This window comes from Microcoleus sp. w1-18aA5, assembly GCF_036701705.1.
Taxonomy (GTDB): domain Bacteria; phylum Cyanobacteriota; class Cyanobacteriia; order Cyanobacteriales; family Microcoleaceae; genus Microcoleus.
Genome location: NZ_JAUPTE010000037.1, coordinates 38340 through 62010, shown reverse-complemented (window position 1 = coordinate 62010; position 23671 = coordinate 38340). Strand labels below are relative to the sequence as shown.

The 23671-nt window shown below is 44.7% G+C and carries 24 protein-coding genes and 1 pseudogene; 9 read left to right on the top strand and 16 right to left on the bottom strand.

The window, feature by feature from the left end:
- Positions 1-97: 97 nt before the first annotated feature.
- From Q5691_RS15390 to Q5691_RS15375, 4 genes and pseudogenes are all read right to left on the bottom strand, one after another.
- The gene (locus Q5691_RS15390; RefSeq protein ID WP_333209486.1) at positions 98-433 is read right to left on the bottom strand and encodes a XisI protein; all 336 of its coding nucleotides are present in this window, start codon (positions 431-433) and stop codon (positions 98-100) included.
- Positions 421-837: pseudogene (locus Q5691_RS15385) on the bottom strand (element excision factor XisH family protein). The gene Q5691_RS15390 and the pseudogene Q5691_RS15385 overlap by 13 nt, the downstream one beginning before the upstream one ends.
- A 67-nt stretch (positions 838-904) precedes the next feature.
- Positions 905-1066, bottom strand: coding sequence for a hypothetical protein (locus Q5691_RS15380; RefSeq protein ID WP_333209483.1), 162 nt, complete (start codon positions 1064-1066; stop codon positions 905-907).
- A gap of 16 nt (positions 1067-1082) precedes the next feature.
- Positions 1083-2369: a Glu/Leu/Phe/Val dehydrogenase gene (locus Q5691_RS15375; RefSeq protein WP_333209481.1), complete on the bottom strand. Its 1287-nt coding sequence runs from the start codon at positions 2367-2369 to the stop codon at positions 1083-1085.
- A gap of 330 nt (positions 2370-2699) precedes the next feature.
- On the opposite strand from Q5691_RS15375, the gene Q5691_RS15370 reads away from it, so the two are divergent.
- On the top strand, positions 2700-3311 hold the full coding sequence (locus Q5691_RS15370; RefSeq protein WP_333345503.1) for a DUF4126 domain-containing protein: 612 nt from the start codon (positions 2700-2702) through the stop codon (positions 3309-3311).
- Between the two features lie 430 nt (positions 3312-3741).
- On the opposite strand, the gene hemH is transcribed toward Q5691_RS15370, so the two are convergent.
- On the bottom strand, positions 3742-4905 hold the full coding sequence (hemH, locus tag Q5691_RS15365; protein WP_333209476.1) for a ferrochelatase: 1164 nt from the start codon (positions 4903-4905) through the stop codon (positions 3742-3744).
- A gap of 173 nt (positions 4906-5078) precedes the next feature.
- Here hemH and Q5691_RS27715 point away from each other — a divergent pair, with 173 nt between their 5' ends.
- Together Q5691_RS27715 and Q5691_RS27710 are read left to right on the top strand one after the other, a co-directional pair.
- The gene (locus Q5691_RS27715) at positions 5079-5399 is read left to right on the top strand and encodes a hypothetical protein (protein WP_445305832.1); all 321 of its coding nucleotides are present in this window, start codon (positions 5079-5081) and stop codon (positions 5397-5399) included.
- Positions 5338-5631, top strand: coding sequence for a class I SAM-dependent methyltransferase (locus Q5691_RS27710; protein ID WP_445305831.1), 294 nt, complete (start codon positions 5338-5340; stop codon positions 5629-5631). The genes Q5691_RS27715 and Q5691_RS27710 overlap by 62 nt, the downstream gene beginning before the upstream one ends.
- 184 nt (positions 5632-5815) lie before the next feature.
- On the opposite strand, the gene Q5691_RS15355 is transcribed toward Q5691_RS27710, so the two are convergent.
- The 3 genes from Q5691_RS15355 to Q5691_RS15345 all read right to left on the bottom strand — a co-directional run bounded on the left by Q5691_RS15355 (position 5816) and on the right by Q5691_RS15345 (position 9400).
- Entirely contained in the window at positions 5816-6937 is a 1122-nt protein-coding gene (locus tag Q5691_RS15355; RefSeq protein WP_333345501.1) for a hypothetical protein, read from the bottom strand.
- Positions 6938-7173: 236 nt separating this feature from the next.
- Complete coding sequence (locus Q5691_RS15350; protein ID WP_333209473.1) at positions 7174-7890, bottom strand: GDYXXLXY domain-containing protein; 717 nt, start codon at positions 7888-7890, stop codon at positions 7174-7176.
- Between the two features lie 109 nt (positions 7891-7999).
- Positions 8000-9400 (bottom strand): DUF2157 domain-containing protein, encoded by a 1401-nt coding sequence (locus Q5691_RS15345; protein WP_333345499.1) that lies wholly within the window; start codon positions 9398-9400, stop codon positions 8000-8002.
- A 191-nt stretch (positions 9401-9591) separates the two neighbouring features.
- Here Q5691_RS15345 and Q5691_RS15340 point away from each other — a divergent pair, with 191 nt between their 5' ends.
- Complete coding sequence (locus Q5691_RS15340; protein WP_333345497.1) at positions 9592-10206, top strand: Uma2 family endonuclease; 615 nt, start codon at positions 9592-9594, stop codon at positions 10204-10206.
- A 291-nt stretch (positions 10207-10497) separates the two neighbouring features.
- Here Q5691_RS15340 and Q5691_RS15335 read toward each other — a convergent pair whose 3' ends face one another.
- The 5 genes from Q5691_RS15335 to Q5691_RS27705 form a co-directional block, all read right to left on the bottom strand.
- On the bottom strand, positions 10498-11391 hold the full coding sequence (locus Q5691_RS15335) for a hypothetical protein (protein ID WP_333345495.1): 894 nt from the start codon (positions 11389-11391) through the stop codon (positions 10498-10500).
- Positions 11392-11589: 198 nt separating this feature from the next.
- Entirely contained in the window at positions 11590-12048 is a 459-nt protein-coding gene (locus Q5691_RS15330) for a hypothetical protein (protein WP_333345493.1), read from the bottom strand.
- A 339-nt stretch (positions 12049-12387) separates the two neighbouring features.
- Positions 12388-12516, bottom strand: a complete 129-nt coding sequence (locus Q5691_RS15325) for a hypothetical protein (RefSeq protein WP_333345491.1) — start codon at positions 12514-12516, stop codon at positions 12388-12390.
- A gap of 68 nt (positions 12517-12584) precedes the next feature.
- The gene (locus Q5691_RS15320) at positions 12585-13295 is read right to left on the bottom strand and encodes a DUF547 domain-containing protein (RefSeq protein WP_333345489.1); all 711 of its coding nucleotides are present in this window, start codon (positions 13293-13295) and stop codon (positions 12585-12587) included.
- A 105-nt stretch (positions 13296-13400) separates the two neighbouring features.
- Positions 13401-13619, bottom strand: coding sequence for a pentapeptide repeat-containing protein (locus Q5691_RS27705; protein ID WP_445304831.1), 219 nt, complete (start codon positions 13617-13619; stop codon positions 13401-13403).
- Between the two features lie 315 nt (positions 13620-13934).
- On the opposite strand from Q5691_RS27705, the gene Q5691_RS15315 reads away from it, so the two are divergent.
- On the top strand, positions 13935-15413 hold the full coding sequence (locus Q5691_RS15315; RefSeq protein ID WP_333345487.1) for a bifunctional orotidine-5'-phosphate decarboxylase/orotate phosphoribosyltransferase: 1479 nt from the start codon (positions 13935-13937) through the stop codon (positions 15411-15413).
- A gap of 292 nt (positions 15414-15705) precedes the next feature.
- Here the strand turns inward: Q5691_RS15315 and leuB are convergent, their stop codons facing one another.
- Positions 15706-16791, bottom strand: coding sequence for a 3-isopropylmalate dehydrogenase (leuB, locus tag Q5691_RS15310; protein ID WP_333043089.1), 1086 nt, complete (start codon positions 16789-16791; stop codon positions 15706-15708).
- 119 nt (positions 16792-16910) lie between these two features.
- Here leuB and Q5691_RS15305 point away from each other — a divergent pair, with 119 nt between their 5' ends.
- From Q5691_RS15305 to Q5691_RS15295, 3 genes are all read left to right on the top strand, one after another.
- Positions 16911-17753 carry a Uma2 family endonuclease gene (locus tag Q5691_RS15305; RefSeq protein WP_333177029.1) on the top strand — a complete coding sequence of 281 codons (843 nt, stop codon included), beginning with the start codon at positions 16911-16913 and terminating at the stop codon, positions 17751-17753.
- Between the two features lie 126 nt (positions 17754-17879).
- Positions 17880-19085: a DUF4336 domain-containing protein gene (locus Q5691_RS15300; protein ID WP_333345484.1), complete on the top strand. Its 1206-nt coding sequence runs from the start codon at positions 17880-17882 to the stop codon at positions 19083-19085.
- 198 nt (positions 19086-19283) lie between these two features.
- Positions 19284-19934, top strand: a complete 651-nt coding sequence (locus Q5691_RS15295; protein WP_333227230.1) for a hypothetical protein — start codon at positions 19284-19286, stop codon at positions 19932-19934.
- A 49-nt stretch (positions 19935-19983) separates the two neighbouring features.
- Here Q5691_RS15295 and Q5691_RS27700 read toward each other — a convergent pair whose 3' ends face one another.
- Together Q5691_RS27700 and Q5691_RS15290 are read right to left on the bottom strand one after the other, a co-directional pair.
- Positions 19984-20238, bottom strand: a complete 255-nt coding sequence (locus Q5691_RS27700; protein ID WP_445304800.1) for a transposase — start codon at positions 20236-20238, stop codon at positions 19984-19986.
- A gap of 204 nt (positions 20239-20442) precedes the next feature.
- Positions 20443-22236: a metallophosphoesterase gene (locus Q5691_RS15290; protein ID WP_333345482.1), complete on the bottom strand. Its 1794-nt coding sequence runs from the start codon at positions 22234-22236 to the stop codon at positions 20443-20445.
- Between the two features lie 418 nt (positions 22237-22654).
- On the opposite strand from Q5691_RS15290, the gene Q5691_RS15285 reads away from it, so the two are divergent.
- Entirely contained in the window at positions 22655-23668 is a 1014-nt protein-coding gene (locus Q5691_RS15285) for an acetamidase/formamidase family protein (protein WP_333311636.1), read from the top strand.
- Positions 23669-23671: the final 3 nt, after the last annotated feature.

Sequence of the window (23671 nt, the reverse complement as noted above, 5' to 3'; positions counted from 1 at the left end):
AACGTCTTAAGTTTAACTCCAATCAGGCAACTTAATGTTTTGTTACATAGATTGGTTTTTTCCCGCCTATCTACTTAGACTCGGATTTGGTTTGATATTAAGCAACTGCAAACCCGGTATTAACGCGCATTTCAGGAGGATAAAAAGCCAGCACGATATCCTCTGGTAAAACTCCAGCTTCTAGCAATTCTTGAGTCACTCCTTCTTCAATCCCATCCCATTCAATCCAAATCTTCCCTTCGCGAAGGCGGAGGTGCAAAACAATATTGTGAACTCTGCCAGTTTGATTCCATCCTGCACCCATCAATAAATAGTTATCGTTTTGTCGATCGCAAATTGTCAGACTTTCAATTTCTGGCTGACTGGATTTATACTGTCCGTGAACGGCTACAATTTTTTGAACTATCTGCCGATAGTTTTCTAGCTTATCCATTGTACTATCTCCTCAGAACTTGCATTAAAAACAATTAACTTAATTTCTTGGTCTTGGAGGATCGTTTGAATAGAAACACGCATAAAAAATCCTTTATAAATTTGTTGAGGTACTGCTAAATATATTTCTCTTTCGGGATGCTGCCGCCTCAAAAAGCCTCGGTATATATTGTATTGTCCGACAGCTTTTTCTAGTTCGGAAACTAAGGAAGGACTCGTAAAGCTTTTGATTTCTACAACAATTTTTCGGTGATTCCTTTCAGCAGCGAATAGCTTCTCTGCTGCTAAATCCGCATAGAGACGCAGGTCTTAAAATTCGATTGTCAGCGGATCGTCTGTAATTTCCCAGCCCTCTTTGGCTAAAGCATTTTTGACGCAATCATGATAGATGTCTTGTCTTGGCATGGAAGTAATTATACCAAAAAATTGATCTGCCTTTCAGGGCGGTGTCGGACCAACGACCCATCGTGCGTTATTTAAAAATATCTTTCTGCTTCTGCAACAGCACAGTGGCGGTTAAATAAACTGCGGCGTGCAAACCTAAAATTCCCCAATTCCAAGCCAAGTTTTGCCAAGTCGGTTCGTAGACTGCACTTTTCTCGAATAAGTGCGGTAAGATTGTGCGATCGCACAATCTTACCGCACTTCCCTCAACCGTTCACATAATAATCCCGCGTTCCCTTCGCATTCATCGCTTCTCCGAGTCGATTTAACCCGTACACGTAAGCCGCAGTTCTCATGGAAACTGAAAATTCCTGAGATTTTTTCCAAATTGCCTCAGTTTCTTCGACCATTTTATGCTTCAACCGCTGGTTGACCTCCTCCAGCGTCCAATAAAGTCCGCTGCGATTTTGCACCCACTCAAAATAACTAACAGTTACGCCTCCCGCATTGACTAAAATATCAGGAATTACCTGAATTCCCCTCGCTTCTAAAATCAAATCAGCAGCAGAATCAATCGGCCCGTTAGCTACTTCAAAAATAAACTTAGCCTTAATATCATTAACATTCGCTTCAGTGATTTGATTCTCCAAAGCTGCTGGAACCAGCACGTCTACATCTAATGCTAAAAGCTGTTCATTTGTCAAGATTTCGTGTTCGATAATATTGCAAACAGAACCTTCACAGTAAAGAGCTTTGATACCTTTGTTAGAGTCTTTAAAGCCTCGAATACTGGGGATATCCAGCCCTTGTTTAGCATAAATTCCCCCTTGGGAATCGCTGACAGCAACAATTTTGTAACCTGCTTTCCAGAGCAGTTCAGCTATTTCGGCACCTGCATTACCAAAACCTTGTACCGCTACAGTTGTATCTTGAGGATTTAGCTCAAATTTGGGTAGAATAGTTTGTACTACAAAAAAAGCACCCATTGCTGTTGCCGTATCTCTGCCCAAGCTGCCGCCAATTGTCACTGGTTTTCCAGTCACCACCGCTGGAGAAAGCTGCCGCTTAATAATATTGTACTGATCCATCATCCAACCCATAATCATGGGATTGGTGTAGACATCCGGCGCGGGAATATCGACATCGGGGCCGATGAAATCTGCGATCGCATCGACATAGCCCCGGCTCAACCGTTCCAATTCCAGTTTGGACAATTCCTTGGGATTGAGAGTAATTCCGCCCTTGGCTCCTCCAAAGGGCAAGTTCAAAACTGCACATTTAAAAGTCATCCAAAATGCTAAGGATTGCACTTCATCCAGGGATACTCCCGGATGATAGCGCACTCCTCCTTTAGACGGGCCTCTGGTATTGTCGTAGCGCACCCGATAACCTTGAAAAATTCGTAGGGAACCGTCGTCCATCCGCACGGGAATCGATACAATTAAACTGGATTTGGGGTGTTTCAGCCGTTCGATCGTATCCTCGGAAAGGGACACATATTTTAAGGCTCGTTCTAATCGGCGGCTGGCATCGGCAAATAATGATTCAGACATAAGAAGTTAGTTGACTGTTGACTGTTGTTAGTTGACTGTTGTCAGAGAGAAGAAGGATTCGGGTGCTTAAGCTAATTTAATCACAATCCTGGTTGAATGCTGCCTCCTTTATTCTGACAACAGTCAACAGTTAACAGTCAACTGCGATATTGTCGATCGACAATATCGCAGTGCCAAGCAGGATTAAGCAGATACACTTACAATAGAGGGTGATATTTAAGCTCAAGCCTCAATTTGAGTTCGATAGCTCAAATCATAGCCAGCCATCAGGGGAATTAAATTCTGAAATAGATCGAGGCTTTAGCTGACGTTAGAAACTGAATTATTATTATGGTTGGACTCCTAGCCGCACTCTCTGCGTCTGCGGCAGGGGGTATGAGAATTGCCCTGCCCCTGCTGTTAATTGGTTTGTTGCGGATTGACAAACTTTGGTCTGAAATACCTCTATTGTCGGGGGTTCCCCCCCAGGTGGCTATCACCATCTTGGTGAGTTGGTCGCTGTTAGAGTTATTTGCTTCTAAAACCTTTGTAGGACAGCGGGTACTGCAAATTGTGCAAATTATTTTCAGCCCCATTGTAGGAGCAATTATGGGAATTGCGATCGCTCAGGTAAGTTCGATCGAGGAAATTATTGCTCACCCTTGGATGCTGTGGATAATTGGTATTGTCGGAGGTTTGTTGGCTTTAGTGCTGCAACTGGTACAAGCAGGATGGTTTTATCGGCTGCGGGGTTTGCCGATTTGGGTGATTTTCCTCCAAGATGTTCTGTGCATTTCCTTGGTTTTGTTTGCCTTTGACGCACCGCGGCAGGGAGGGCTAGTGGCGATGATGCTGCTGTGGCTGGCAATTCGCAGTTCTAAAGAGTGGTATCGCTGGTACAAAAGTCAGGGAATACCGGGCGATAGGGGAAATCCCCGCCGCCGCAAGCGCGATCCTGATTAATTAGTAATTAGTTATTTGTAATTAGTCATATCATTTACCCCACATTCCGCACTTCTTAACATAGTCAAAAATATGTTGACGAGAAAACGTCATCCTAGAAATTTAATTGCCAACATATTCTCGATAATTAATGACTATTGAGAACAAAGAAACACTCCTTAATAAAAGCTCATATTTCTACATATCAATAAAAGGCTTGTAGACAAAGAATTACAGCCATTTATTACCCAAAAATCTCCAATTAATGTTAAGACCTGCGGAATGTGGGATTTACGGTTGTTTCGGAATGATTTAACCGCAGAGACCGCAGAGGGCGCTGAGGAAGAGAAGGAAGAGATGAATAATTCCGATCCCAACGGATTTGATATCATTAGTCATGTGTAACAACAGTCAACAGTCAACAGTCAACTGCCAACTGTCAACTGTCAATTTAAAGCAATCCGATCGAGTGTAGCGGGCCTTGACCCGTAATTAACTCCAGCAATAGTGCCACAAAACCAATCATCGCCACACGACCGTTCCAGACTTCCGCCCCCGTGGTCAAACCCCACTCCCACTGCTCTTGAGGGTACATTTTCACTGTCTTGGAAGGGCGTATAACATCGGAGAATTTAACGCTGGGAGATTCGATCGACTCGATGACTAAATCAGCCAAGGCTTCAATAAACACCGGATGAGTATTCAGGGCGGGCACTCGGTAGAAATTTTGAATCCCCGATTCTTCTGCTAATTCTCGATACTCCATGTCAATTTCTTGCAGAGTCTCGATGTGTTCGGAAACAAAACTAATCGGAACGACCAACAAATCTTGGACTCCATTCTCTGCCAATTCGGTAATGGCGTCTTCGGTGTAAGGCTTGAGCCATTCCACCGGGCCAACCCGACTTTGATAAGCTAGAGTGTGTTCGTTCGATCGGTTCAAATGTTCCATAATCAGACGAGTGCAATCTTCAATCTCGCGCTGATAGGGGTCTCCAGCCTCTTCTACGTAGCTGAGGGGGACGCCGTGGGCACTGAAAAAGATGTGAACTTGATCGGGATTCGGATTGTGGTCTAGTTGTTGGGCTATCAATTCCGACATTGCCTGAATGTAACCAGGCCGCTGATACCAAGAAGGAATGGCGGTATATTGTATATCCTTGAGGGCAGGATCTTTGCCCCACATTTCTTCTAGCTGCCGGAAGCTAGAACCGCTGGTGCTGATGGAAAATTGAGGATACAGCGGCAAGATTGTCAAATGTTCGATGCGATCGCGCTTAATTTTGGCGATCGCCTCTTCAGTAAAAGGATGCCAATAGCGCATCCCCACGTATACTCGAGCATCCTGTCCCTTTTCTTGCAAGAGTTCTTGCAGCGAAGTGGCTTGTTCCTCGGTAATCCGCCGTAAAGGAGAGCCGCCACCGATTTGGCGGTAGTTTTCCTGGGATTTTTGAAAGCGCAGGGTCGAAATCAACCAGGCGAGCGGTTTTTGCATCCACGGAAACGGAATGCGAATGATTTCCGGGTCAGCAAACAAGTTGAACAGGAAAGGACGGACATCCTCGATTTGATCTGGCCCGCCCAAGTTTAATAGCAATACTCCCACACGACCCATAGCGGTTACAGCTCTCCCATCGTCTCAGTTCTGTTACTTATCTTTATCATATAACTTAATAATATCTTAAGTCGATAGCAAGGTATACATAATTTTGACTATGGCAACAATTTTTAGAGATTTAAGTTATCGGTATCAGTGTCTCTAGGATTGCGATCGCGCGTCTGGCTGCTTTGAGCGTAGGTGGCCAAGCTCGTTTGAGTCAACTAGCCTGGGAAAATTTGACCGTCAGCGCCGAAACTAAAGTTTTAGACGGTTGCTGCGGTAGCGGTCAAACTAAGCAATTTCTGGTGCAATATTTCCAGGATGTCACAGGACTTGACGCTTGGCCATTATCTCTGCAACGGCCAACGAAAAATGTACCATCAGCCAATAATTATTTAAAAGCTTTTGCCGACTGTCAGTTTGACAGGAGTACACAGCAGCGTTGCGATGCACGAAATGCAACGGGCGCAATTGCGACAAATCTTTCAGGAAGTATACCGCGTGCTTAAGCCCGGTGGTCTATTCATTTTGGTAGATATTCATCGGCATACAAATCCGGTATTTAGGTCAGGGTTGGCTGTATTTTTGTGGTTGTTTGAGACTGAAACTGACTTGGGGAGTTTGTTGGCAGAGGTAGAATGGCGATCGTACAATTCCGAAGAAGCTCAACAACCAAAACTTTATGCTGGCGGCAGCATTCAAGTAATCCAAGTTCAAAAGTCATTAGTCAGCAGTTATTAGTCAGCAGTCATTAGTAATGGACGCGCCAATTATTGACTAAACACTGCTGAATTCTTACTTTTAAAATAAGGAATTTTTACTCATCGCTAATCCTTCATAACTAATGACTAATGACTAATGACTGATGACTAATGACTAATGACTAATGACTAATGACTAATGACTAATGACTAATGACTAATGACTAAACAAACTTTTTCGCTGCTGCCAAAGCAGCCTCAAACTTGAGCAATACATCTTTTTCTGTGTGAATAGCTTTCTCTTGTTCCAGCAGCGGTCGACCAAAGCGAAAAATGCCGTCCTGTTCTACGTGGTCTACATAAGGGAGCGTTTCTGGATGTGGCAAAAATTTTCTGCCGATGGTGTACGGCGTGTGGAAAGAAAAACTAAAATCGGGAAACTTGTCGCTCTTGATTTCGAGATAGTAAAGTGAGTAATAATCTTTGGTTTCGCAGTACACACATTCGCGGCACTTATTTACCAATTTGCGGTTCTGATAAAAAAAGTCCCACTTATCCCAATAGTAGGCATCTTTCATCATTTCCTGGTGGTCGTCGCACAGTTCAAGATATAATTTGTCAGAATCAGCCGGACGGTAGAAGTAAAGCATGGCGTAGGGCATTTCAATCAGTAACTTGACTGCTTGATTTTTTCGCTGGTACCATTCCTGCTGGTGAGTTTCGTAGACTTCCTTATATTTAATTGCTTTAAAGCTGTTGAGCTGATTTTCTTTGGCCCAGCGCGACGCCCAAACAGTCCAGTAAGCTAGCTGGAAGGTTGCTGAAATTTCTTCCGAACCTTGTTCTTTCCAGTCGGCTATGATTTTTTCCCACTCGGAACTAAAAGCTACTCGTGATAGTTCGTTTTCTTCAGGCGTTTCTGTATTGATTGGGGTGGGTATTTCGCGATTATTTTTAATCAGCCCTTTGGGTTCTTTGCGCCAATTATTAATATCGGTTGGCGTTAGACTTAAGATGAATCTTCTGTCGTGAACGGGATATTCTAGATGGATTCCTGATTTGCGGAAAGAGCGGTATTCTAAAATAGGGAGTTTGTCTTGTTCAATCCACTGCTGGCGTTCTGCTGGCGAACACTTGAGTATTGTTTCTAATTCTACCGGATCGACGGCTAATTCACTTTTGAATGTCTCCCAAAATCTTTCTTGTTCGGCTGGATTTGCTTCCAGCAGGGATACAATTCGGTTGACGAGATGATCGGTTTGGTCTTGGCAATTTTCGGGAAGTCCTAAGAAGTCGAGGAGTTTGGTCTTGAGTATTCGTCTGGCTGAGATTAGCTCGGCTAACATGAGAAGCTCCAGTAGAGTCATGACTTGCGCCCTTGAATTGGCAAGATTTGCACAAGTCTTATATATCTTAATAGATTCTCTTGGGTTGTCGGCAATTGAAATGTCGGCGCGAGGGAAGCTACCCCATTGCGCCTGCGGGCCCGTTGCGGTAGGGTATCGCCCAACCTCCGCCCCATCACTAAGCCAAAATACTCAAAACAAGGGCAAAAGACCGATCGACCTTTTGCCCTTTTTGGCTAAAATCGATAATTGCGATCGCGCACCCACAAACTTACAGGCACAGCATGGCCTGTTTTGTCAACCTTTACTTCTACCAAAAAAGATTGTCGCTGCTTCCTTTGAGCTTCGCTAATGTCCTGATTGACTTTTTCCCTTTCATCCTCTGGCATATAATAAGTTTCTAAGCCGTATTCCATTTGCCAACCGTTATATTTGCCCTTAATTGCGATTTGATTGGCGGGCAAATTAACGGGATTTTCTCGACTGACGCGGACGGGTTTCCAGGCTTGGGGGCGCCCCGGATTAGTCGCGGCTTTTGGGGCTTCTAAGATTACATAAAAACTGGTTTGTGGTTTGAGATTGTGCGTATTTTTTGGACAAACAATTCCGGGCGGACAAGGCTTTTTTTCGGTAGGTAAATCTTTCCAGTCGGGGAGTTTTTGGAGATTTGTGAGATCGGAAATATCATATCTCAAAACTTGGTAATATCCGCGCAAAAAGTCGTAAGGATCTACTGGTGCTGTTTGCAGGACAACTGTTTTGCCAGTAATAAAAGTGTAAACTGCGGTGGCGGGTACGGCGGCAATTAGTCCGATTTGCAAAAGTAAAGGAACCCACATTCGCCACGCGGGAAGGCGTTTTGCTTCCGGGGGAAGGGTGAATGATGGGGGATTAGCGCTGGTATTTGCTATTTCGGAACTTGGAGGTGTTAAATCTGGATTTTCGGTGTTCATATTGGGAATTGGGAATTGGTTCGCAGAATAATATCGTTGACCTTTGAATCGGCATAATCATCTTCCGAGTGCAGTGCAAGGGGGACGATCGCACTATAGTAGAATGCTCCTATTCATCGGGGATTTTTGCGAAGTGGCGCTCGAACCACAAACCAGCAGCAATTACGCCTATTCCACACAAAACAAAGACAAATGATTTGAGCAACAATCCTGTGTTATATTCAAATACTCTGCTGATAATTTGCAGGGTAATTAATACCATGCCTCCCCAAAAAGTCCGGCGGTTTCCTAATGCTAAACCTTCTCGGATTAAGCCGACAGCGAGCAAAAATGATAAAACATTGAACAGAAAAGTTGCTAATTGAGGAAGGGGAGTAAAATTGAGGTGGATAAGCGGTATAAAGGCGCTGGCGAGGATTAAAATGCCGATCGCACTTGTAGTCAAATCCACTGCTTTTTGTCTTGGTCGCCGCAGTTCCAAACGTCCCAAACGCAGCCACTCAAACAGCGTGAAACCGGCCAGAACAGCCACATTTGTCAGCAAAACCCAATTCGACTCCGTTGGCGCAGGATTAGGCAAATCTTGCCACCACCAGTGGAAAGAAAGAACATAAAACACACCGGCGAGAAATAGCAGTGCTAAACTGCGGGCGGTAGGTTGAAACAGCCTGCTGTGTACCTTCGGCCAGATTGCATCGTCGTATCCCCACAGCAAAGCGGGCGGTAGGGCGCAAAAAATTGGTGTACCCCAGGTTAGATTTAAGCCTTGGACGATAGAAACTTGTAGGGAAAAAATTATCGCGATCGCACCTATGGCAAAAATAGCACGCGATCGACACCAATAAGCCAGCGGCACAAACATTATACTGGCTGCGATCGGCATTTGCCGCACCAAAACTTCCAGCCAAGAAAACTCGACTTTGGAAGACCAATCTAACACGGCAAGCCAATAGCCCAAACCGATTAAAAGTGCGGACAAAACGCCCAAGGAAGTCAACCGCAAACTGTAAGCCATTCCGAGCACGCCGATTCCCCAAGCAAGGAAAAGTCCGTAGGAAGAACCGCCAATGTGGAACATTTGCGCCATCAAAGCCATATTTGCTCCTAAAATCAGAGCTCCTAACAGCAACAATCCTTCACCTAGGAGTTTGTTTCGCCCTTTTGTTGCGGGCATATTGGGATTGGAGTTTTGGCTTCGGGATGGGGGAATTCGCCACAGATAGAAACCTGCTGCATTGACTGCTACGAAAAGACTTAGCAGCAGTGCAACTCTCACTTCTCGCGACCAAACTTGCCAGTTTGCGGCTACAAAGGTGATGACTCCTATACCGAGGAGGATGCCGCCGAGACTGATGAGAATGCTGAGGAATCGGTTGCGGGAGGCGGTTTCGAGTGTGTTGAATTGGTAGCGTTCCGAAAGTTGTTGGTAGAATGAAGTGTCGATGAGTCCTTCTGCTTGCCAGAGTTTGGCTTGTTCTCGCAACTCGCGTCGAAATTTATCTGAAATCATTTTTAATATTCCAGAGGATTTGAACTGTGATAGTTTTTAATATGTCACTTGTGCGTCGATTGTCGATGGAGGCTGGGACACCTGCTGAACTTGCACAGCAGATTTGATTGATATCCTTCGGCTGTTGAAACCGTTTCTACATAAACAAACTCCCAGCAGAAAGAAACGAATAAATCAAGGAATATAATATTATGGTACAATCTCAATCTAAAAAATTAACTTTTAACGAGTACCTTAATTACTCAAATGATACGGGTCAACGCTATGAGTTAATTGATGGGGAGTTAATAGCTTTGCCACCTGAATCTGAACCTAATAATTTTATTGCTAATTATCTATTTTTCTATCTTGCTAGCAGCGGGCTAGTGCCACTCAGGCTGATTAAAACGCATAATTGCGAGGTTCAAGTTGCCGTTTTGCGATCGGGAGATGCGGCCAACCGCTACCCCGATTTGATAATTCTGGAACCTGAACACATTCCGCTGACAGCAAACAGGCTAACTATCACTTTCGATATGCTGCCTCCTCGGTTTGTTGTGGAGGTAGTGAGTCCGGGTAGAGTGGGCAGGGATCGGGATTACGATCCTCTTCGAGGGCTTCGCCAACGCAAACGAGCTCAGTACGCAGCGCGGGGCATCGCAGAGTATTGGGTGATCGATCCAATAGAAGAAGTGGTGACGGTTTTGCGGCTTAAGGAGGGGCAATATGTTGAGGTTGGGGTGTTTCGGGATGGAGAGGCGATCGTATCTCCGATGTTTCCACAGCTAAGTTTGACGGTTCAACAGATTTTGAGTGGAGAGGTTTAAGGGCGGATCGATAGCTAATTGGTTAGCATTCATCTAACCACCTACCGATTAGTGAAAATCTCCACCCTCCAGTTGATTGAGGCCATGTTTCAATCCCTGATAGGGATTTAGGTTGATTGCAACCTGTAAGTTTCGCTAACAGTCACACCATTTTTAGATAGTGACGTGAGAATATCACCAACCTTACTTTGCTAAATAAGTCTAGGCGGGGAAAATCACATTTCCCCGCCTAAGTCCTGTAACCATTGTAGTTACGTCTAGAAGAATTACACAACACTAAATCCTCACTCATTATGTTTTATCATTTTCTATCAGTTCTCTTAAATACTCACAACAATATTCACACCATGTTTCCTCCCAATCATAACCTATTGTTATTGCTCCGCATTTATCACAATGTGTTAAAGACGTGTATTCATAACATCTTTTATTAGTACAAACCCCCGCAAATTCTCCTTCAAAAATAAGTTCTTTTTCATTACATTTAGGACAATTACCAAAAATATCGTGATCATCACCTGTTTCATAAACATAAATTTCATTAGCTTTCTTTATATCTCGTAAAACCCTTAGTCTAACTTTTTTAAAATTTTTAACTTTTTCTTCACCAAGTGCTTGAATTTCGCGTTTAGAATCTTCAATCATACGGTCATAAATCGGCTTTATTGAAAGTATTTTCACTCTCATTTCATGAGTAATATTAAGCGGAGGAGAAGTAATATTAATTTCTAAATGTTGGTTAAGAAAGCGGTTAATCACATCAATAAAATCAATAATTACCTCTTTAAGTTTAAGAGTATCTACGTTATCAATTTTATAGTGTTCAAAAACATTTCTATAATCCTGTATGTCTTTAATGATGGATTTATCACGTTCATTGAAAACAACTTGATTTTCCATGTTATCTAAGTTTTTTAATCTCTCAGTAGCTTGCTTATAATTGACCGTTTTTTCACCGTTCGTATATATAAGACTGGGTGTATCGCGGTACAACTTCTCTTTAAGTAACAAAATAAAACCAGCATATAGGTGAAGTATTCCATATTTATAATCTTTTTGAGGTTGAGAAATAGGTGTTATAAACCGTTCTTCATATTCACTATTATCATATAATTCATCTAAACCTCTTATAATGAAATCCAAAGCATTTTCTAACAAACTAAGGGTGATATTCTCTATGGTCATTTTTCAAACCTCGTTTAGATGAAATATATTTTTTATGCTTACTCTAAAAATAAAACTTGCTAGCGTCCAACCCCATCAACTTTAAACAGGCATTCTACGGGGTCTAGCGTCACCCTTAAGCCTTGTTAAACTTCTAAACTTAAAAGACCCAGATGATAATCTAGGAGTCTTAAATTTCGTTCTTATGCTTGTGTTTGTTTAGCCACCTAAATATTTACTACCGTCTTCAGAAAATAACGATTTTAAAATTTTCCATTCTTTATCCGTACCTAAACCCTCCCAATATGCCCATATCCAATTCAACCTTAGTGTTTCTACGGTATTCTTTTGTTTCTCTGTCCACTGGGTTTCATCAGCAGTAAGTGGGCGGTCTTCTAGCAAACTAGAAAGTTCATAAAAAAGCTCACCTACTTTAGGTTTATCTAAAACTTCAGTACCAAGGTATTGGTTTTCATCATCAAACAACGGGCTAATTAACTCACAAATTTCGTCTTTATCACTTAAATCACTAATCCAATGTTCGCGTAACTCCATATAAGCTACATATTTGTGGATATTCCAAGTAGAACTATCAGGGTTTTTGGGACAACGTTTAATGAGCTTTTTAATTTCTTTAATTGTAGGTTCAGGCATACATTTTAAATTAGTAGTAATCACAACCAGTCCTAGTAGAGTTAACCAAGTCTATGATTGCGTTTATATCGAGGTGTTATGGGCTTGAAAATAGGTACACCGCAATAGTTGCCTGTAGCATAGTCAAACAGTGAAGCTAATAACTCATGACTATTATTCCCCCACCATTTGTAATAAAGTCTCATCAAGGCTCGCTTCTGATCTTTAGTCCAGGTGGATTGGTCGAGGTTGGTCGGGCATTGGGCTAACAGAGTCTCAATATCATCTGGGGAGGTCATTGAATTCACATGGTTTTTACTGTGACCCATCAAGCGTATCACATAACCTACGACCTCTCAGAACGTCTTGAGCGCTTGATAAATCTCAAAATGTACCACTTCCCAAAAAAACCACAACACCCTCTAAATGGTGCATTTTGCCAGCTTGCCAGTGCCAGCAGTCCGATCGCCCCGTTGCCTCGGAGTCATCCGATCGCCCTGTTGAATCTGGCAATTTGAAGGGGTAACGACAGACTAAAAAAATTACCCCCTCAAAAAAACACCTACCCACAGGCGCAAATTTTATCCATCAACCCGATTCAAATTCCAGTCGTAAGGCAAAAAAACGATCGCCCATCCATCACCCACAGCCGCCTCGGGCCCCAAATAACCACCCACATACTCAGCCACCGAACCCGCCGCCTTGACAAAATCCTCGCCGTACCACTTAAAAATCTTGCTCAAATAAAGCGTCTTTTTCTCGGCATCATATCGCACCTTATCAGGATTGTGAATAAAACGGCTGGCGTCTGCTTCTAGTTGAGTCCGTACCGACTCGGGGAAATAAGCCCCCCGGCGCAGCAGCGGGCACCCGACTGAAGCGCAAACTAATGCAAAATGGATGCGCGGTTCGGCAAATTCCGGCCGCAAAATTGCGTGTTCGATTTGATTGAGACTGTACTTTTTGCCGCCAATAATCGTATTTGAACGAGTGAAAAAATCCAAAAAACTCAGCCAGTTGGGAATTCCCAAAATTTTGGGACGGATCGACGCGATCGGATATACTTCCAGAACTTGAGAAATTGCGATCGCATTATACGCATTCAGCCACAACGCCAGCCGCGCATCCGCATCAGTACCATCCGCCAAATCGACATCGGCCAAACTTTCCAGCCACGCCCTCAAAACATCTGCCCCCTCAGCTTTCCAGCGCCGATAATTGACGCGGCCGAAATCGTCAACGTAGCGTTGCAGCAACTCGTCCCAAATCGTAAAGTCGATCGTACCGATCATTTATTACTACCCCTAATATAAGGCGGGCATTGCTTTAGCTTCTGCATCTATTTAATACTACCGTCAATCGATTTTAGATTTTAGATTTTAGATTTTAGATTGACTTCACGGATAAATGCGGGGGCTTGAGGATTTTCGATTTTCGATTGATTCCACGGATAAATGCGGGGGCTTGTACCACCTTTGAAATTCTTGGTCAACCCAAATAATACCTCCAACGGTAGCATTTTTTAGATTAACCCCCTCAAACGGGCTCTGGATTAAATTAGCTTGAGTAAAATTAGCGCCTTGTAAATTAGCTTGCCGCCAAGAAGCCCCGCTCAAACTTGCCCCTTGCTAATTCGCATTTGCTAAACTAGCGTACTGCAGGGGAATGCCGATAAAATCGCCGCCCGGACACTGGTTAGTTTACCGCAACTAATTGATTTGCTGCGGCTTAGGTGAAATCACTGGTGTAGCCAACTCGAAAATCATTCCCCATGAAACTGCTCCCAAAGTTACAGATTTCCTGCTCTTTACATTCTACAATCTTAAAAGATTCTTAATTTCAATTTCAACGGGGATCGGTTTCTTCCGGCACAACACCCCTCCCACTTTGATCTGCAATTTTTTAAATTCCCCTTACCTCCATAACACACTATGACGGATCGAACCAACTTTTTCGATAAACTGTTAGCGGCTGTTGAAAGCAATCAAAGTTTGCTTTATTTAGCCCTCGACCCCGACCCGGAAACCTTGCCCGCCCTGGTTTCGATGACTGGGGAAGAGACTCAAACTTTTGTAACTGATTTGTTGTCAAAGCTCAAAAGTGCGATCGACCAAACAGCCGATTTAATCTGTGCCTGCAAAATCACCCTCGGTTTTTACCAATCTCTCGGTATTCCCGGTTGGGCATTGCTGCAAGAAATTTTAACAATTATTCCCCCTCACCTGCCAGTAATTTTAGATGCCAAACACTGCGATTTAAATACCAGCACAGTGTTTGCCAAAATTGTATTTCAAGACTGGCGAGTTGACGCTATTACCTTAAGTCCCTATCCCGGATTCGACCAAGTAGCGCCATTTTTGTTATACGCCGGAAAAACTGTTTTTGTGCTCTGTGCCACCGCAAACCCCTCAGCGGCGGCTGTGCAAGAATACCCGACGCCAAACAACCCTTTTTACTTGCAATTAGTCCGACTCTCTCAAACTTGGGGAACTCCCGAAAAACTCGGTTTAGAAGTAGGAGTAATGCCGGATATGTTAGCCCGCATCCGCAAAGAAGCTCCTGAACGCCTAATTTTAGTCGAAGGAGACATCGCCGAAGAAAATGACCTCACAGAAGAAAACGACCTCGCACAACTGCTGGCGGCCGGTTTAAGCACAAATGGTGACGGTTTGCTGCTGCCAGTCCCCCCAAGTTTATTAGCGGGGAAAGAGCCGCACCGAGAAATTGAGAAACTGCGGGATAGTATTAATAAACAGAGGGTGCGGGCGATCGAAGGTAGTCCCACTTGCGAATTGTGGCTGCCCGATGTTTGCTTTTTGCAACCGGAACCTCACCGCGATTTAATCTTGCAACTTTATGACATCGGCTGCGTAGTTTTTGGCGACCACGTACAAGCATCCGGCGCCGTATTTCCATATTACATCGACTTGCGGAAAATTATCTCAATTCCGCAGATTTTCCATCAAATTGTCAGCGCTTATGCAGACATTCTCAAGGATTTAAAATTCGATCGCATTGCCGGAATTCCCTACGGTTCTTTACCCACAGCAACGGGTTTAGCATTGCGGATGGAACGCCCGATGATTTTCCCGCGCAAGGAGGTGAAAACTTACGGGGCGGGCAAATTAATTGAGGGGCATTTTCAGGCAGGAGAAACGATTGTCGTAGTCGATGATATTTTGATTAGTGGCAAAAGCGTGATGGAAGGCGCGGCTAAGTTAAAATCGGCTGGGTTGAATGTGGAAGATATCGTGGTATTAATCGACCACGAACAGGGAGTCAAAGATAAGATGCAGGCCAACGGTTATCGCGCACATTCTGTGCTAGCGCTTTCGGAAATTGCTGAAGTTTTGTATCGAGCAAGTCGCATTGATACCGAGCAATTCAAGCTTTTGACTGCGAAACATTAAACCCCAATTCCTGTAGGCACTGGTTTCTTGTTACCGGGATCTGCCTGGGAACGAGTAAGAACTATGTGTGTCAACTTAAGACTAAAACCCTGTATCTCTCTCGTTTGTATCGAAGTCTTGATCCCCCTAAATCCCCCTTAAAAAGGGGGACTTTGAGTGCTTCCAGTTCCCCCCTTTTTAAGGGGGGTTAGGGGGGATCCAGAGGATGGTGACTCACACAGAAGACTGATACTACGTTTAACTTTAGCTTGACACTAATGCAGTAAGAATTCGTCCCTACAATGCCATTCGATCAACCTTGCAAAACTTCAATTAAAGCATTGCCCATCGCCCGACAGCCAACGAGTTTCATGCCTTCCGACATGATATCACCAGTGCGATAACCTCGATCCAAAACTTCGACAACGGCTTGCTCAATTTTATTAGCAGCTTCCGGCTGATTTAAGGCGTAGCGCAGCATCATTGCCGCACTCAAAACTTGGGCGATGGGATTGGCTTTATCTTGTCCGGCGATGTCTGGTGCGGAACCGTGCACGGGTTCAAAAACTCCCGGCCCGCTTGCTCCCAAACTAGCAGAAGGGAGCATCCCAATACTACCAGTTAGCATCGCCGCCGCATCGGAAAGAATGTCGCCGAATAAATTGCCTGTGACAATTGTATCGAACTGTTTCGGCCAGCGAATTAACTGCATGGCTGCGTTGTCAACATAGAGGTGAGAAAGTTCGACATCAGGGTATTCGGAAGAAAGGGCAATAATACGATCGCGCCACAGTTGCGAAACGTCCAAAACATTCGCTTTATCAACGGAACACAGCCTTTTCCCCCGCTTCCTGGCAGTCTCAAAAGCAACTCGCCCGATTCTGTCAATTTCCGACTCGGTGTAAGCCATCGTATTGACACCGCGTTTTTCGCCTGTTTCCGTCTCAAAAATACCTTTCGGTTTGCCGAAATAAATGCCGCCTGTGAGTTCGCGGATGACCATAATATCCACGCCTTCGACAACTTCCCGTTTCAAACTAGAAGCATCAACCAATTGCGGTAAAATAGTCGCAGGACGCAAATTTGCAAACAATCCCAATCCGGCGCGCAGTCCTAATAATCCCGTTTCCGGGCGCTGTTCGCGGGGCAAATTATCCCACTTGTAACCGCCAATTGCTGCCAACAATACTGCATCGCAGTTGCGGCATTTTTCCAGTGTTTCTTCTGGCAGCGGATTGCCTGTTGCATCAATAGCAGCGCCGCCCATTAAAGCTTCTTGAAATTCAAAGCCGATGTCCAATTGTTGACCGACAAGTTTCAGGACATCTACCGCCACAGCGATAATTTCAGGGCCGATGCCGTCTCCTGGTAAAAGAGTGATGCGGTAGTTTTGAGTCATATCGATTTTGGAGGTTTGATTTGAGATTTGAGATTGAGAGTTAATGGGAATTCTTTGGAAATGCAAGACATTCTCACAAGGCTATAATCATATCAGGATAAGCAACCTCAGAATTCATTATGACATTCCCGACTTACCCGCCTGCTCAAGCTGAACCGCCTTTAGACCCCCGGCAGAGTTTGCCAACAATGTACGATTTACCTAGCGAAGACCCAAAGGAGCCCGGTTTGCCCGATACATTTCATTTAGATCAGCCGCAACTCTTGGAATTCACCTTTTTGCCGCCGGGATGGGATGCGGAACAAGTCTTTACAGCCAGTGACCTAAATTTGTATTACGATGCAACACAACCGCGCTGGCATAAACGCCCGGATTGGTTTGCTGCGGTGGGTGTGCCAAGGCTTTATCAAGGGCGCGATATGCGTTTGAGTTATGTAGTTTGGCAAGAACGGGTAAATCCGTTTGTGGTGGTGGAATTGCTATCGCCGGGCACTGAAGATGAAGATTTAGGGCGGACTGTTCAACAAGCTGGGGAACCGCCGACTAAGTGGCAAGTTTATGAACAAATTTTGCGGATTCCTTACTATTTTGTGTTCAGTCGCTACACGGATGAATTGCGAGCTTTTCATCTTGTAGGAGGTCACTATGAACCTGCAGAATTAATTGATGGGCGGTTATTTATTCCTGAGTTGCAGTTGAGTTTAGGTTGGTGGCAAGGCACTTATAAGAGTATGAATCGTTTGTGGTTGCGGTGGTTTACTGCCCAAGGAGGGTTGATTTTGAGTCCGGGTGAAAGAGCAACGGCGGCGGAACGGCAACTGATAGAATCTCAACAGCAAGTAATTGAAGCTCAACAGCAACTCACAGAATCTCAACAGCAACTGACAGAATCTCAACAGCGAGAGGAAAGACTAGCGGCGCGGTTGCGGGAGTTAGGCATTGATCCTGAACAGTTGGTTTAATAGTTCTCGCACCCAGGCCTGGTGAAACCCGGTTTCAACTCCTCGAATCCGCGCAACAGGAGTGAAATAAGATAAAAACAGTTCGATCGCACGCACGTACAAAAAAATCGGCAAGGAGTCGCACCAGTGGCAGAGGGCGAAGGCATACCAACAGCAGCACAGATTGATTCTCGGGACTATTCTTGGGCTTTTTGGCCCATCGTCCCCCTCTATCCCTACAGCAACCGGCGCACCATCCGCAAGGAAATAGTCAAGGATACAATCTGGACTTTTGATCAACTACAAGGCATTTTCTACGTAGTCGTCCCGATTCGGATGACAGTAATTAAACTAGAACCCGAAGGCCTTCTCGTCTACGCCCCCGTTGCACCGACTCCTGAGTGCATCCGCTTGGTAAAAGAGTTAGTAGCAGAGCACGGCGAGGTGAAGTACATCCTGCTGACAACGGTTTCCGGCATCGAGCACAAAGTTTTTGTCGGCCCCTTTGCGAGGTGTTTTCCCGAAGCGCAGGTATTTGTCGCCCCGCAGCAGTGGAGTTTCCCCGTGAATTTGCCGCTGAGTTGGCTGGGTTTGCCCGCGAAACGCACGTCTGTACTGCCCTTTGACAGCAGCAACACGCCGTTAGTCGATCAATTTGACTGGGCAATTCTCGGCCCCCTCGACCTTGGTTTGGGCAAATTTGCAGAAGTTGCGTTATTTCACAGACGATCGCGCACGCTGATGTTAACAGATTCCGTGGTTTCCATTCCCGAAAATCCTCCCGCGATCGTCCAACTCGACTCGTACCCGCTGCTATTTCACGCCAAAGACAGCGCCTCGGACATTGTGGCAGACACCCAGGAAAATCGGCGCAAAGGGTGGCAGAGAATTGCCTTATTTGCCATGTATTTTAGCCCCAGCGTGCTGGAAGTACCGCCGTGGTCGGAGGTATTTGCTAGCGCGCGCAAAGCGCCAGAACGCTCTAGGAAAGCTTATTTCGGGTTGTATCCGTTCAAGTGGAAAACAGATTGGGTGCGATCGTTTGAGGCTTTGCGGGGAGGAGGGCGGTTGTTTGTGGCGCCGATTTTGCAGACATTGATTCTCAACCGCGCGCCGAGGGAAACTCTCGATTGGGTGGATAAAGTGGCGAGTTGGGACTTTCAAAGAATTGTACCTTGTCACTTCGATAGTGCGATCGACTCCCAGCCGCGTGAATTTCGGCAAGCATTCTCATTTCTGAAAAAACACTCGCCTGTTAATTCCTTACCCGAAGATGATTTTAAATTGCTCAGGCAGATTGATGCGGGTTTGAATAAAACTGGTTTGGTTCCGCCTGCGAAAGACAAGGTTTAATCTTACATCTTCCACCTTTGTTAAGCACAGGCAAGATGCCTGTTCCACACAACTCAATTTTCTTGTGGAACGGGCCGGAGAACCCGTTCCTAAACAGGTAATTAAACAGGGTGCAACATCTCAGTTTAATCTTATACCAAGTTGCGTTCAGACGTACAATCATGAGTGATACCAAGTTGGCGTATAAACCGTAATTCCATGAATAAGAAAAACTTTTTGCTGGTACTCTGTCTGTTGCTACCAAGCCTAGTCATAGGCTGCAAGCAGCCACAAACCTCTCAACAAACATCAAGTCCCTTTGTCCGCACACAAACCACCACCATCCCAGGTTGGAAAAAATTTGAGGGACGCGGTGTACAATTGCAGTTACCGGAGAGTTATAGCGGCGGAGATCTCAGCCAATATCTGGACGTGGTGGTTCAGAAGCTGGAATCTTTGGGGCCCTACTATCAGCAGGTAGCTCAGTCACTCAAACAGAATCCATCCGCATTCGTCATCTGGGCTTTTGACTCGAAGGTTAGTAAAGCAGGTTTTCTGAGTAATGTCGCTATTGCTATAGAGTCAGTTGGACCTACAGTGACAATAGATACATACTTGGATCTGATTCCTAAACAATTACCCAGCGAATTTCGTGTCGTGGAGCAGAAGAAAGTGTCGCTTGACCGCTATCAGGCAGGTCAGATCGTGATAGAAGCAACAATTTCCGGTGTAACTGCCAAACAGATAATCTACACGATTAAGCAAGGGAGCAATATGTGGATTGTTGCATTCTCTACCAGTGCTGAGGAATTTGAAGAGCGCAGGCCCACGTTTGAACAAAGTATTAACACGTTTTCAGTGAGCGATTAGCTCGACTTTTTTTCCAGCGAACATTGTAGGTCTGTTGTATAAGCTGATACTAAGTTGCTTTCAAAGAGCTTATTCTAAAATGTGGGAAATAAGTCATTGAGCGCAAGCGTTCCGGATTAGATGCTAGATTGACAAGTCCATGACAAAGTTCATCGACTACCTTAGACATTGACTTGAATATTCGGTTATTAAAGTAGTTTTCTCGTAAATCTTCCCACAGATGTTCAACGGGCATTAATTCGGGGCTATAAGACGGTTGATTCAACAGCCGAATATTTTCGGCGATTTCCAAATTATTTGACATTTATCACCCTCAACTAGATTCTACATCACAATGCAGCTTGGTATTACATCTTGCACCATTCTCAAGAACAGGCAAGATGCCTGTTCCACAAAACTCAATGTTATTGTGGAACGGGCATCTTGCCTGTTCCTAAATAGCTAATTGAGAATAGTGCAAGATCTCAGTTGACTCAGATATCTGTAGGGACACGGCAATGCCGTGCCCTTACCTTTCGCACTTAAACTCATCAAACTTCACCACTTCCGACTCTGGTTTCCGCGTATCAAAATAGTAGCTGCTAACCGTACCCTCGCCCGTATCAAAAATAGTAAACGCAGTAATATCATTGCTATCAATATACGGCAGTGGCCGCCCGTCTTCTCCCAACAAAGGCGCAACAGTCGGCACTACAGGTTCCAATCCGTTCGGGTCTCCAATAGCGCTGTAATCTTCCCGATATGCCGGCGGCACAAATCGGCGCTTTTCCCCCACAAAAGCACCGTAACTGTTGCCCACATTAGAAGTCTCCAAAAAGTGCATTCCGCTGGAACTTACAAACCGATTCCATAAGTGGGAATGTCCGTAGAATACCAACTGCACGCCCGCTGTTTCTAGTAGCGGCACTACATCCCGAATCAGATAATCTTGCTGTTTCGGATACTCGTAACGCACCATTTTAATCTCGCCATCGAGAGCGCGATCGACTATTTGCGCTGGATCAGTATAAGCAGGTACAATATTGTCACCCAGAGAATGCGGCGGGTAGTGAAACATCACAATTTTATATTTTGCCTGCTGGAATTCCGCACTTTTTAACTCTTGTTGCAGCCAATTATATTGAGGGCTGCCCTTGACAATCGGCTCAAAAATATGCTGTCCGTAGCCCCATTTTTCGGGATTATTAAAATCTTCGTCTCGTTCCCGATACCTGCCTCTCGCACCCGGATCTAAATTCGGAGTCCGCCAGATATTCGCAACGTATAAAGTCACTAACCGCACGTCGCCAAAAGTCACAGCATAGTAATTCTTTTCGCCCGGCAAATTGAAGATCTCGTCATAGGTATCGCTATTAAAACTATTGTTTTTCAGCCATATCTTTCGCACTGAAGAGTCATTATTAGGATTCAAAGATGCAGCACGTTGAGCGTATATTTTTTCGGCAGCCACGCGGGGAAAAGGATCATTAAATTGGTCGTTGAGGGCGCTGGTAGTTGAAAACCTGCCCATGATTTCGTGATTGCCAATGGCGGGAAATAAAGGCGCGTGTTGGATTAGTTCGCCGCCGCTGTAAACGGTTTTGATGCCGTTTTTGTCCAGTTCGGAAAATGCGCGCCCTTGCATAGCGGGAAAGAATGCCCGGCCTCGGTAGTCGTCAAACCATTCGGAAGCGCGATCGGGTATATTAATTAAATCCCCAGCCATGAAAACCGCGTCAACTTTGCCAATTGTTTCACCTACTTTCTGGAGATTTGCTGCTGTCATCGGCATCAATTGATGGTCGGAAGTGAGGAGGATTTTGAGCGGCATTCCTGCTGCTGGTTTTGAAGAAAGAGTGAAAACTTGGCTGCTGACAGATGCGCCATTTTTCCTTTCGCTAGTGACTCGATAAGGAATGGGAACACCGGGCCTTAAATTGGGGACTTCTGCTTCGTGGCGCCAGATGTCGCGGACAATTGGATTACTGTCAATTATGCTTTGTTTCATTTCATCGGAGATGCGCGAGTCTTTGTCTTCGCGAGTGCGGCTTAGCTTGGTAGTATTTGCCGTCAGAGTTTGATTCAAATTTTCGCCGTAAGTAACAGTGTTGCGAGTACCAACAAACTCGGTAAACCAGACAACTCGCACCGAGTTTACTGTTGGAAGTTGCAGAAACGGATCGGTTAAAAGCTGAGGTTGGTTGAGGTGAGATTGCATAATGAAACCTAGCAGTAGGACAATCAAAATCAAAAGACCAAAAAACCAGGGATTGCGAGAATAACCTTGAGAAGTTTCTACTGTATTAGGCAAAGGCGTTAACATAAGTCATTAGTCATTAGTTGTAGGGGTGGGTTTTACCAGCCAAACAGAACTCCCCCCAAATACATATAAACCCGCGCCACCAACTTTAAATTTTAAACTACCAACGTTATCAAAAAGTTAAGAAATTAGTAAAATATCTCCGATAAAAGAAACCTCCATCCTTTTGGGAAATCTTCTTATAGCGGTTCTCAGGAAAGTAAGGTACTCTTCCTGTTTGCCCAATGCCCAATGCCCAATGCCCAAAAACAGCTCATGTTACTGAGAAAGGCTATATCTCTGAATTCTCTTTCTCTGCGCCCTCTGCGCCCTCTGCGGTTCATTAAAAAAAATCTTTCTCAAAAAGGCTTGAGACTTGCGATATAACATTCTTAACACCCTTACTTCAATCTAAAATCTCAAATCTCAAATCTAAAATCCCATGACTCGCCACCTTCTCAAGGCTAACTGCAAAACCGTACACTTAGGCGGTTTCTCTCCGAATATCGAACCTGCTTTAAGGGTGGATTCGGGCGATCGCATCGATATCGAAACCTATTCAGGATATTATGTTGCTGACAAAGCGCCGCCGGAATTTCTCACCCCCGAATTTTTAGATATTTGTCAGAATTTGCCTCCCAACCGCAAAGTTGGGCCGGGGCCCCACTTGCTGACAGGCCCGATTTATGTTAACAATGCCGAACCGGGAGACGTTTTAGAAATTCACATTGAGGATGTTTACCCCAGTTTACCAGTAGGATTTAATGCAATTCGCGCCGGATGGGGAGCTTTGCCTGAGTATTTCCCCGAACCTAAATTGCGGTTTATTCCGCTAGATTTAGAGCAAAAAACTGCTGAATTTCCCACAGGTAGCAGCATTCGGATTCCCCTGCATCCTTTTTTTGGCATTATCGGCGTTGCCAATGCAGGAATCAACCGTTCTTCTATTCCTCCAGCGCGCTACGGCGGCAATATGGACAATCAGGAACTCCAACCAGGAACGCGGTTATTTTTACCTGTTTTTATGCGGGGCGGTTTACTGTCCATCGGCGACGGACATTCGGCACAAGGAGACGGTGAAGTTGACGGTACTGCCATTGAAACTTCGATGAATGGGACTATTCAAATCATCTTACGCAAGGATTTATTTCTGATATTTCCGTTTGCAGAAACGCCCACTCATATTGTGATTATGGGATTTGGTAGAACATTAGATGAAGCGTTTGAGATGGCGGTAAAACAGACGGTTTATTGGTTGCAAAAGTTTGCGGGTTTCCAAGAGGAAGATGCTTATGTTTTGTGTTCCCTCGCGGTAAATTTTCGGATTACGCAGGCTGTCAACAATCCTCAAAAAGGAGTTCACGGAATGATTCCCAAGTGTATTCTGCTCGATGTGAACATTATTGACCACCGAGCGGGAGGTAAAATGATAACACGCGATCGACCCAAAAATTAGGAT

Excerpts from the sequence above, each read along its gene's own strand:
- Q5691_RS15315 (WP_333345487.1), top strand. The coding sequence starts at position 13,935 with ATGACGGATCGAACCAACTTTTTCGATAAACTGTTAGCGGCTGTTGAA.
- Q5691_RS15340 (WP_333345497.1), top strand. The coding sequence starts at position 9,592 with ATGGTACAATCTCAATCTAAAAAATTAACTTTTAACGAGTACCTTAAT.
- Q5691_RS15345 (WP_333345499.1), bottom strand. The coding sequence starts at position 9,400 with ATGATTTCAGATAAATTTCGACGCGAGTTGCGAGAACAAGCCAAACTC.
- Q5691_RS15370 (WP_333345503.1), top strand. The coding sequence starts at position 2,700 with ATGGTTGGACTCCTAGCCGCACTCTCTGCGTCTGCGGCAGGGGGTATG.
- Q5691_RS15335 (WP_333345495.1), bottom strand. The coding sequence starts at position 11,391 with ATGACCATAGAGAATATCACCCTTAGTTTGTTAGAAAATGCTTTGGAT.
- Q5691_RS15355 (WP_333345501.1), bottom strand. The coding sequence starts at position 6,937 with ATGTTAGCCGAGCTAATCTCAGCCAGACGAATACTCAAGACCAAACTC.
- Q5691_RS15295 (WP_333227230.1), top strand. The coding sequence starts at position 19,284 with ATGAATAAGAAAAACTTTTTGCTGGTACTCTGTCTGTTGCTACCAAGC.
- Q5691_RS15290 (WP_333345482.1), bottom strand. The coding sequence starts at position 22,236 with ATGTTAACGCCTTTGCCTAATACAGTAGAAACTTCTCAAGGTTATTCT.
- hemH (WP_333209476.1), bottom strand. The coding sequence starts at position 4,905 with ATGGGTCGTGTGGGAGTATTGCTATTAAACTTGGGCGGGCCAGATCAA.
- Q5691_RS27710 (WP_445305831.1), top strand. The coding sequence starts at position 5,338 with ATGCACGAAATGCAACGGGCGCAATTGCGACAAATCTTTCAGGAAGTA.
- Q5691_RS15285 (WP_333311636.1), top strand. The coding sequence starts at position 22,655 with ATGACTCGCCACCTTCTCAAGGCTAACTGCAAAACCGTACACTTAGGC.
- Q5691_RS27700 (WP_445304800.1), bottom strand. The coding sequence starts at position 20,238 with ATGTCAAATAATTTGGAAATCGCCGAAAATATTCGGCTGTTGAATCAA.
- Q5691_RS15305 (WP_333177029.1), top strand. The coding sequence starts at position 16,911 with ATGACATTCCCGACTTACCCGCCTGCTCAAGCTGAACCGCCTTTAGAC.
- Q5691_RS15375 (WP_333209481.1), bottom strand. The coding sequence starts at position 2,369 with ATGTCTGAATCATTATTTGCCGATGCCAGCCGCCGATTAGAACGAGCC.
- leuB (WP_333043089.1), bottom strand. The coding sequence starts at position 16,791 with ATGACTCAAAACTACCGCATCACTCTTTTACCAGGAGACGGCATCGGC.
- Q5691_RS15320 (WP_333345489.1), bottom strand. The coding sequence starts at position 13,295 with ATGATCGGTACGATCGACTTTACGATTTGGGACGAGTTGCTGCAACGC.
- Q5691_RS15350 (WP_333209473.1), bottom strand. The coding sequence starts at position 7,890 with ATGAACACCGAAAATCCAGATTTAACACCTCCAAGTTCCGAAATAGCA.
- Q5691_RS15390 (WP_333209486.1), bottom strand. The coding sequence starts at position 433 with ATGGATAAGCTAGAAAACTATCGGCAGATAGTTCAAAAAATTGTAGCC.